This is a genomic window from Donghicola mangrovi, assembly GCF_013377535.1.
GTDB classification, from domain to species: Bacteria; Pseudomonadota; Alphaproteobacteria; order Rhodobacterales; family Rhodobacteraceae; genus Donghicola; species Donghicola mangrovi.
Genome location: NZ_JABCJE010000036.1, coordinates 1 through 1,335, shown reverse-complemented (window position 1 = coordinate 1,335; position 1,335 = coordinate 1). Strand labels below are relative to the sequence as shown.

2 protein-coding genes are annotated in these 1,335 nt (G+C 63.5%); both read left to right on the top strand.

Features of this window, described 5'->3' with window-relative positions; genetic code table 11:
- Positions 1–450, top strand: a 450-nt coding sequence (locus HJ536_RS20655) for a GDP-mannose 4,6-dehydratase (protein ID WP_177159272.1), incomplete at its 5' end; no start/stop codon positions are given.
- On the top strand, positions 447–1,295 hold the full coding sequence (rfbD, locus tag HJ536_RS20650) for a dTDP-4-dehydrorhamnose reductase (protein WP_177159271.1): 849 nt from the start codon (positions 447–449) through the stop codon (positions 1,293–1,295). The genes HJ536_RS20655 and rfbD, both read left to right, overlap by 4 nt.
- Positions 1,296–1,335: the final 40 nt, after the last annotated feature.

The window sequence follows — 1,335 nt, the reverse complement described above, 5'->3', positions numbered from 1 at the left end:
ATCATCCTGAACGCGCTGGCGGGTAAGGCCCTGCCGATCTACGGCGACGGTTCGAACATCCGCGACTGGCTCTATGTCGAGGATCACGCGGATGCGCTGCTCCTCGTGGTGGAAAAGGGCGAAGTCGGCCGCAGCTACAACATCGGCGGCGAGAACGAGCGCACCAATCTGGAGCTGGTCAAAACCCTGTGCGCCATTCTGGATCAGGCCCGCCCCAAGGCCTCGGGCAGCTATGCGGACCAGATCACCTTTGTGACCGACCGTCCGGGCCACGATGCCCGCTATGCCATTGATCCCACACGCATCCGCACGGAACTGGGCTGGCGCCCCAGCGTCACCGTCGAGGAAGGTCTGGAAAAGACCGTCGCCTGGTATCTGGCGAACGAAGAGTGGTGGCGCGCGCTGCAATCCCGCCACGGGGTGGGTGAGCGCTTGGGGGTCAAGGCATGATCCTGGTCTTTGGCCAATCGGGACAGGTCGCGACCGAGTTGGGGCGCATCATCCCCGATGCGGTGTTTCTGGATCGGGTCGCGTGCGATCTGTCCAAACCGTCCGAGTGCGTGGACGCGATCCTGTACAATCGCCCCAAAGCGGTGATCAACGCGGCGGCCTACACCGCCGTGGACAAGGCCGAGACCGAAGAGGAATTGGCCACCATCATTAACGGCGCCGCGCCCACGGAAATGGCCCGCACCTGCGAAGAGTTGCGCATCCCGCTGGTCCATATCTCCACCGATTATGTGTTCGACGGCACAGGCACCGAGGCCCGCTTGCCCACCGATCCGGTCGACCCCGTCAACGCCTATGGCCGCAGCAAACTGGCCGGCGAGGCTGGCATCCGCGCCAGTGGCTGCGTCCACGCGATCATGCGCACATCGTGGGTGTTCTCGTCCCACGGGAACAACTTTGTCAAAACAATGCTGCGTCTGTCGGAAACCCGCGACACCCTGAACGTTGTGGCCGACCAGATCGGCGGGCCGACCCCAGCGCGCGACATCGCCTATGCGGCGAACGCCATGGCCGAGGCTCTGATCGCTGATCCTACCCGCACCGGCAACTATCACTTTTCCGGGGCGCCCGACGTGTCCTGGGCCGACTTCGCCCGAGAGATTTTCCGGCAGGCAGGCCGCAACGTGTTGGTAAACGACATCCCCACGGCGGACTTTCCCACCCCTGCCAAACGCCCGCTGAACTCGCGCATGGACTGCGAGAGCCTGCGGAATTTTACCCTGCGCCGCCCCGATTGGAAGGCCGCGCTCACCAACGTTCTTGAAGAATTGGAGGTCATCCGATGACCGATCGCAAAGGCATTATTCTGGCCGGTGGTTCCGGCAC

Excerpts from the sequence above, each read along its gene's own strand:
- rfbD (WP_177159271.1), top strand. The coding sequence starts at position 447 with ATGATCCTGGTCTTTGGCCAATCGGGACAGGTCGCGACCGAGTTGGGG.